General features: G+C 54.6%; 7 protein-coding genes. 6 read left to right on the top strand and 1 reads right to left on the bottom strand.

Annotated features, from left to right (window positions below; genetic code table 11):
* From RMSM_RS29890 to RMSM_RS29875, 3 genes are all read left to right on the top strand, one after another.
* Positions 1-317, top strand: a 317-nt coding sequence (locus tag RMSM_RS29890) for a prenyltransferase/squalene oxidase repeat-containing protein (RefSeq protein ID WP_420493684.1), incomplete at its 5' end; no start/stop codon positions are given.
* A gap of 50 nt (positions 318-367) precedes the next feature.
* Positions 368-1,054 carry an ABC transporter ATP-binding protein gene (locus RMSM_RS29885; RefSeq protein WP_236622362.1) on the top strand — a complete coding sequence of 229 codons (687 nt, stop codon included), beginning with the start codon at positions 368-370 and terminating at the stop codon, positions 1,052-1,054.
* 390 nt (positions 1,055-1,444) lie between these two features.
* The gene (locus tag RMSM_RS29875; RefSeq protein WP_008706269.1) at positions 1,445-1,645 is read left to right on the top strand and encodes a hypothetical protein; all 201 of its coding nucleotides are present in this window, start codon (positions 1,445-1,447) and stop codon (positions 1,643-1,645) included.
* Between the two features lie 27 nt (positions 1,646-1,672).
* Here RMSM_RS29875 and RMSM_RS29870 read toward each other — a convergent pair whose 3' ends face one another.
* Entirely contained in the window at positions 1,673-3,562 is a 1,890-nt protein-coding gene (locus tag RMSM_RS29870) for a sulfatase-like hydrolase/transferase (protein ID WP_008706267.1), read from the bottom strand.
* Between the two features lie 433 nt (positions 3,563-3,995).
* Between RMSM_RS29870 and rplU the strand changes: the two genes are divergently transcribed.
* The 3 genes from rplU to RMSM_RS29855 all read left to right on the top strand — a co-directional run bounded on the left by rplU (position 3,996) and on the right by RMSM_RS29855 (position 6,215).
* Positions 3,996-4,307, top strand: a complete 312-nt coding sequence (gene rplU, locus RMSM_RS29865; RefSeq protein WP_008706265.1) for a 50S ribosomal protein L21 — start codon at positions 3,996-3,998, stop codon at positions 4,305-4,307.
* A gap of 22 nt (positions 4,308-4,329) precedes the next feature.
* Positions 4,330-5,358, top strand: a complete 1,029-nt coding sequence (locus RMSM_RS29860; RefSeq protein ID WP_008706263.1) for a serine/threonine protein kinase — start codon at positions 4,330-4,332, stop codon at positions 5,356-5,358.
* A gap of 200 nt (positions 5,359-5,558) precedes the next feature.
* Positions 5,559-6,215 (top strand): BamJ family beta-barrel-assembly machinery protein, encoded by a 657-nt coding sequence (locus RMSM_RS29855; protein WP_008706261.1) that lies wholly within the window; start codon positions 5,559-5,561, stop codon positions 6,213-6,215.
* Positions 6,216-6,320: the final 105 nt, after the last annotated feature.

Raw genomic sequence — 6,320 nt, 5'->3', positions numbered from 1 at the left:
TCGGGCGACTCGATGCGATGGATCACACCGCGACGATTGAGTTTTTGTCCGAGATGCAATCCGACGAAGGGGGCATGACCGCCAACACTCGGATCCCATTTGCCGATCTATTGAGTACGTGCACGGGGCTGATCACGCTGGTGGATCTCGATGCGACGTCGGTCGTAAATGTCGGGGCGATGCAGAAGTACGCCCGCATGATGCAGCGAAGTCCCGGTGGGTTTGTCGGGCTGTCGCTCGACGATACAACCGATGTCGAATACACGTTTTATGGAATCGCAAGCCTCGCGTTATGTGAAAGTGTGATTCAAGGCTAGTGTGATTCAAGGCTAACGGTGGCCTGTGGCCACAAAGGAGAGCAGCAACTGTGACGACGGCTAATCGCGACACATCTTTGCAGGTCGAGAATCTCTCGAAGTCGTATCCAACGGCGGGGGAGCCGCTACAAGTATTAAGTAACGTCTCGCTCTCGCTGGCCGGAGGCGACTCGCTAGCGATCGTGGGGCCGAGCGGCTGCGGAAAAAGCACGCTGCTGCAAATCCTTGGGACGCTTGACCATCCCGATCAAGGCACGGTTCGTATCGATGGCCAAGATCCATTTGCGTTGACCGAGAGGGATCTGGCGGGATTTCGTAACCAGCACGTTGGATTTGTTTTTCAGGACCACCATTTATTGCCGCAATTGACGGTGCTCGAAAACGTGCTGGTTCCCGCATTGGCGCAAGGAAGTCCCGCCGCCGAACGTTTCGAACATGCCGAGCATTTGCTGCAAAGCGTGGGGTTGGTCGAACGCCGAGCGCATTTGCCGAGCGAGCTGTCCGGTGGTGAACGAGAGCGAGTCGCGATCGCTCGGGCGCTGCTGATGCAACCATCCTTGGTGTTGGCGGACGAACCCACCGGCAACTTGGACCGCCGTACCGCGGACTCGGTCACCGAATTATTGCTTGATTTGCCCACCAGCCGGGGCGTTATCCTGGTCGTCGTCACTCACAGCCACGCGCTCGCCGAATCGCTAAAACAAAGCCGCGAGCTTCGTGATGGCCAATTGGTGTAGTGTTGATCTGTTCATGCTAATTTTGCCTTGAAGTGATCGAGTCGCTCTCGGATTGACTTGCATCAAGGGGGCAGCCCTAAGGATGATAGATGTCATCGAGGGCGAACGCGTGTCGTCCGCCACTTTTTCCTTAGCGAATCCTTTGCAGCGTGTTTGGCCTTCGCAGCGTGTTTGGGCAGCGTGTTTGGTTCGGGCAGCGCTGCGAAGAAGGTTCGTCAGACTCAACCGTTGGAGAGTCAAGATGCAGGAAGAGTATCACGGCTGGGATGAGCTCGACGCAGAGCAAGGCCAATACAAGTTCGCCGAAGTAACGGGGAACAAAAAAGAAACGGCACATTTGTAATCACCGGTTTCGGTAATACCCCGGGGCCGCGTCAAGCGATCTCGGCGATGATGGCGGCGTCCAAGCAATTCAAATGCAAATTGCATGTTCGCAAAAACGACTCGACGATGCCGCTATTGACCAAGTTGATCGATGCGTCGATGGTAAAAGTCGCTCAGGTGCGATCAGGCGACTGCGACGAGTTCGGGGTGTTGGGAATGCGAGCGACGCCACCGCCACCGAAGAAACCTTGGTGGAAATTCTGGTAAGTGATTGTTGCGTCGGCTCGTTCAGAATCACTTGGACGAGAAATAGTCCAATCGATCTTGGATGTCGCCTTGCTTGCTGAGCTTGATGCTTGATTTCAACTGAGCCACATCGAGTGTCAATCGATCGCCAAAGAAATCGTTCAAGTAGACTGCGGTGTTGAGCATTTGCAACAACTCGGGCTCGTTGCTCGCACGCGAGATCGTTTGATAGAGTTGAGGGCGAATGTCTTCGTCGCCGATTATCGCCATGAACTCGATCGCACGCAGTGCGACAAGCGGTTCTTCGTCAGAGACGTGATTCTTGGCGATCGGGATTAACGGCTTTGCATCCGATCCGATGCTCGATGCTGCGACCCATCCCCAATAGCGAACCCATGGATCGTTACTGGAAATCGCATCGCGTAACTTTTCCTCGCTTTCATCAAACGGCAACAGCGCTAGATTGGCGGTGTCGATCAGCTTGGCAATGCGTTCTTTGTTCTGTTGGCCAAATTCAGTCGGGTTGGCCATGGCCGATTCGTAGAGCATTGCTTCGGGAAAGAAGCTCAGGTCGGGCATCGCCTTGAGTCGCTCGTCGAGCCGCGTCCGCATCGATTTCAGGGTCGCTTGAAAATTGGGATCACCCGCCAAGTTGCGAGTTTCGTGCGGATCATTTTCGAGGTTGTAAATTGCTTCGACCGCCTTGGGGCGATAGAACTGGCTTTGCACATCATTCAATTTTCCCTCGGCGTGCAATTCTCGCCACTGTTGGTAAGCCAGCATCTTGTAGCGATAGTTGTTTTGCATTCCGTCGGGATAGTACGGTTCGAAGTGACGCATGTACTTGATGTTTCCAATTCGAAGCGTGCGAACCAGATCGTATTTTTCGTCAAAGCGATCGGCGTAACCGAATGTCTCGTTGCGAGCGTCGACGTCGGCGGTGCCGATTCCGTCACCCAGAAACGCTTTGCCGTCGACGCCGCGAGGGACATCGATTCCAGCAAGATTTAGCACCGTGGGGCCGAAGTCAACAAACTCGACAAAGCCATTGGTGCGAGATCCGACCTCTCGCGAGACCCGATCGTTCCATCGCTCGGGGACGCGAACGACAAGCGGGACATGCAGTCCCGCTTCGTAGGTGTAGCCTTTGGACCGGGGCAGAACGCCACCGTGGTCGCCAAAGTAAAAGATGAACGTATTTTCGAGTTCACCAGCGTTTTTCAGTTCTTCGACGACGTCACCCACCACCTTGTCGATCGCCATCATCCGGTCGTGATAACTGGCTCGGGTGTAGCGGAAGGTGTCGGTGTCAGGGAAGTACGGTTGCAGTTTCACCGATTCGGGATCGGTTTGCGTCGGATTGGCCATCGTCTTTTCCGAGAAATGCAGTCGACCTTCGTGCGACAATGCGGATGTCACCACATGGAAAAACGGCATCGACTTGTCTGGTCGTTTTTTCCAGCTCGCTTTCTTCGATGAGTCATCCCAAGTGCCCGGCGACCGCACGGCGTTGTAATCTTCCTTGCTGTTGTTGGTCGTGTAGTATCCGGCGTCACGCAGGTAGGCGGGGAACATTTTTAATCCCTCGGGCATCGCCGCCAATTTCGAGCGGCGGTGAAACTGAGTGCCGATCCGTGGTGCATAGCAGGCAGTAATCAGCGTGGTGCGGGCCACCGAGCAGACCGGGGCACACGAAAACGCACGGTCAAACGTGATGCCATGTTCGGCCAACGCTTCGATATTGGGGGCGGGCGCCCCATCGGGATCAAAATGCCGTAGATAATGTTTCGAGTTGTCCTCGGACATGATCCAGACAAAATTGGGGCGATCGGCGGCGGTGGCAGCTCGGGCCGCCAGCGATGTTCCGGCCAAGACAAGCACCAGGGCGATCATTCGCATCCAGCGGGTCGATGGTGTCGGCGAATTGTGCAGCAACATAGCGTTTCTCTAGTTTCTTACAGTAAACCGGCTCTTGAAGTCGACCGGTTGGGGGGAGGTGGTTCGGGCGGCGGGTGGACGATTAAGGGTGATTCGTTCGCGTTAGCCGACCGATATCGTAATCCAAGAGCCCCGCGATGTGGCAGGGTGCCGATGATTTGAGAGGCGGATCGGGCAACAAGCGTCAGGCAAAGTCCGGAACATGGTTCGCGTTGACGTGAATCACCTTGAAAACGGCAGAATTGGTCTAAATCGGGGAGGTGCTCTGGCACGATTAGGTTAAATGATCCACCCAAACGCTCGATTTGTGCGATGGCGGTGGAAAAATAGTCGTCCGTAGCATGTCACAGGCCTGTACGTAACGTCGATCGATCGATACACTACGCGGCTCGACAAAACGCCCTTACGCTTGAATTCACTTGAGAGTGCATAAATGTACGCTATCGTTGTAGATGGTGGCCGCCAATACCGCGTCGAACCTGGCATGGAAGTTGACATTGACTTCCGCGATCTTTCCCAAGGTTCCGAAATTACCTTCGAAAAAGTCCTCGCGGTTAGCGCAGACGACGGTTTGAAGCTTGGTTCGCCCACTTTGGATGGTGCCTCGGTCACCGCGTCGGTGATTGGCCCTAAGAAAGACAAGAAGATCTATATCCAAAAGTTTCGTCGTCGCAAGCACAGCAAGCGTCGCACGGGGCATCGCCAGATTCACACTCGCGTCAAAATCGAAAAGATCGCAGTCTAAGGACGTTTAAGCGAAAATCGACGTGCCTTCTTCGCAAATCACCGACTACGAGCTTGGGACCATTTTGGGTGTCGGCACCGTCGGTACGATTTACGAAGCGACGGAAAACGAGACTGGCGAACGGGTTGCGATCAAAAAATTGCACCCCGGTGTTAGTCGCGACAAGCTGATCCGAGCTCGCTTTCGCCGTGAAGTCACGATTCTGCAACGTTTGCGTCACCCCAACATCATCGCCTCCTTTGGCGGAGGCGAAGCGGACGACGGCCAGCTTTATTACATCATGGAGCTGGTCGAAGGAGGCACGGTTGGTGAATTGCTCGAGGCGCGAGGCCGACTTGATTGGCAAGTCGTGGTCGATGTTGCGCGGCAAATCTGTTCCGCGCTGCAGTGTGCTCACAACCACGGTGTCATTCATCGCGATTTGAAGCCTGGCAATCTGTTTTTGACCAAATCGGCGATTGTTAAATTAGGCGATTTTGGTATCGCCCGCGATTTGCACGACAACGATATCACATCCTCCGGGTTGACGGTCGGCACTCATGCCTACATGTCGCCCGAGCAGATTACGGGGGATGCGATGATTTCGGGTAAAACCGATCTCTACGCGCTGGGCTGCTGTTTGTTTGAGATGCTGACGGGGCGGAAGCCGTTCATGGGCGAGAATTTTGCCCAATTATTCGAGCAGCATCTGCACGCCAAGCCGCCACGGGTCCGCGATCTGCTGCCCGAATGCCCCGCTGAGCTCGATGAAGTCGTCGACCAATTACTGCGGAAATTGCCCGACGATCGTCCCTTCAATGCTCGCTCGGTCCAGGGAGTGATGTTGGAGATGGGTGAAAAGTACGATCTGCACGCAGAATCGCTTCCCGAGGGGCTAGGAGTGGATGTCGCAGCGGAATCGGTTACCCAAAAGGGCCGCCAAATTCTCGAGCAACAGATCAGTGACCGGCTGAATCGAGCCACCAATCCCGAGGTCAGTTGGGCCCGGCTGCTTCTGGTGGCGGCCGTGATTGGCGGCATGGTAATTGCCGCAATCGTTTTTGCACCGTAATGCCATTTCGGTCCAGGCGGCGTGAATCTCTCGGTTGCGTGGTAACACAACTCGAGTCGCTCTTGTATAAATGCACGCCGATGACCTTTCAATCAAACGCAGGAACTCTACCTATGTCCCACCTGATGACTTCAACAAAATCCTTTTTACAGTTTGGCGGGTTGGCTCTCGTCTCTCTTTCACTTATGACGAGTTCGACTATGGCACAAGACGACGCCGCCAAAACAGAAGATGCACCCCGCAAATACGTAGAACAGGCTGACGAAATCGGCTATTTCTTGGGTGTTTCGCTCGGCCAACAAATGAGCAACCAAGGCTTTCAAGCCGACGACATGAATTTCGAATCGCTGATCGCCGGATTGAAGGACGGATTGGCTAGCAACGACCCAGTGATGGGCGATGATCAGTTGCGTGAAGTTCAAGGCAAGATGGAATCGATGCTTCGCAAACGCCAAGAAGAAGCGATGCTGCGAAACAAAGAAAAGGGCAAGCTTTGGCTTGAGCAGAACGCCAAGAAAGAAGGCGTGAAAACGCTTGAAGGTGGCGTTCAGTATTCCGTGATCGAAGAAGGCAGTGGTGCCTCGCCGACCGCGTCGGACAAAGTCAAAGTTCACTACACCGGTAAACTGATCGACGGCACCGTGTTTGACAGCTCGGTTGCTCGCGGAACCCCCGCGGAATTCATGGTCGGCCAAGTGATCCAGGGCTGGCAGATGGCACTGCAGCAGATGAAGGTGGGCTCGAAATGGATGCTCTACATTCCTTCAGAGCTGGCCTACGGTGAACGTGGCAGCCAGGGAGCGATCGGCCCTAACGAAGTGCTTGTCTTTGAAGTCGAACTGCTCGATATTCTGTAGTCGCACGCGAGACTCTGTGGTCGCACGCGAAGCTGGTTGACAAAAACCACGAACACAAAACGAAAAAAGCCGAGTCAAACGACTCGGCTTTTTTTANAGCGGAGC

Origin of the sequence: Rhodopirellula maiorica SM1 (assembly GCF_000346295.1) — a bacterium.
GTDB classification, from domain to species: domain Bacteria; phylum Planctomycetota; class Planctomycetia; order Pirellulales; family Pirellulaceae; genus Novipirellula; species Novipirellula maiorica.
The sequence above is the reverse complement of the archived record's forward strand: the minus strand, read 5'-3'. Positions and strand labels throughout refer to the sequence as shown.

Excerpts from the sequence above, each read along its gene's own strand:
- RMSM_RS29875 (WP_008706269.1), top strand. The coding sequence starts at position 1,445 with ATGATGGCGGCGTCCAAGCAATTCAAATGCAAATTGCATGTTCGCAAA.
- RMSM_RS29870 (WP_008706267.1), bottom strand. The coding sequence starts at position 3,562 with ATGTTGCTGCACAATTCGCCGACACCATCGACCCGCTGGATGCGAATG.
- rplU (WP_008706265.1), top strand. The coding sequence starts at position 3,996 with ATGTACGCTATCGTTGTAGATGGTGGCCGCCAATACCGCGTCGAACCT.
- RMSM_RS29855 (WP_008706261.1), top strand. The coding sequence starts at position 5,559 with ATGGCACAAGACGACGCCGCCAAAACAGAAGATGCACCCCGCAAATAC.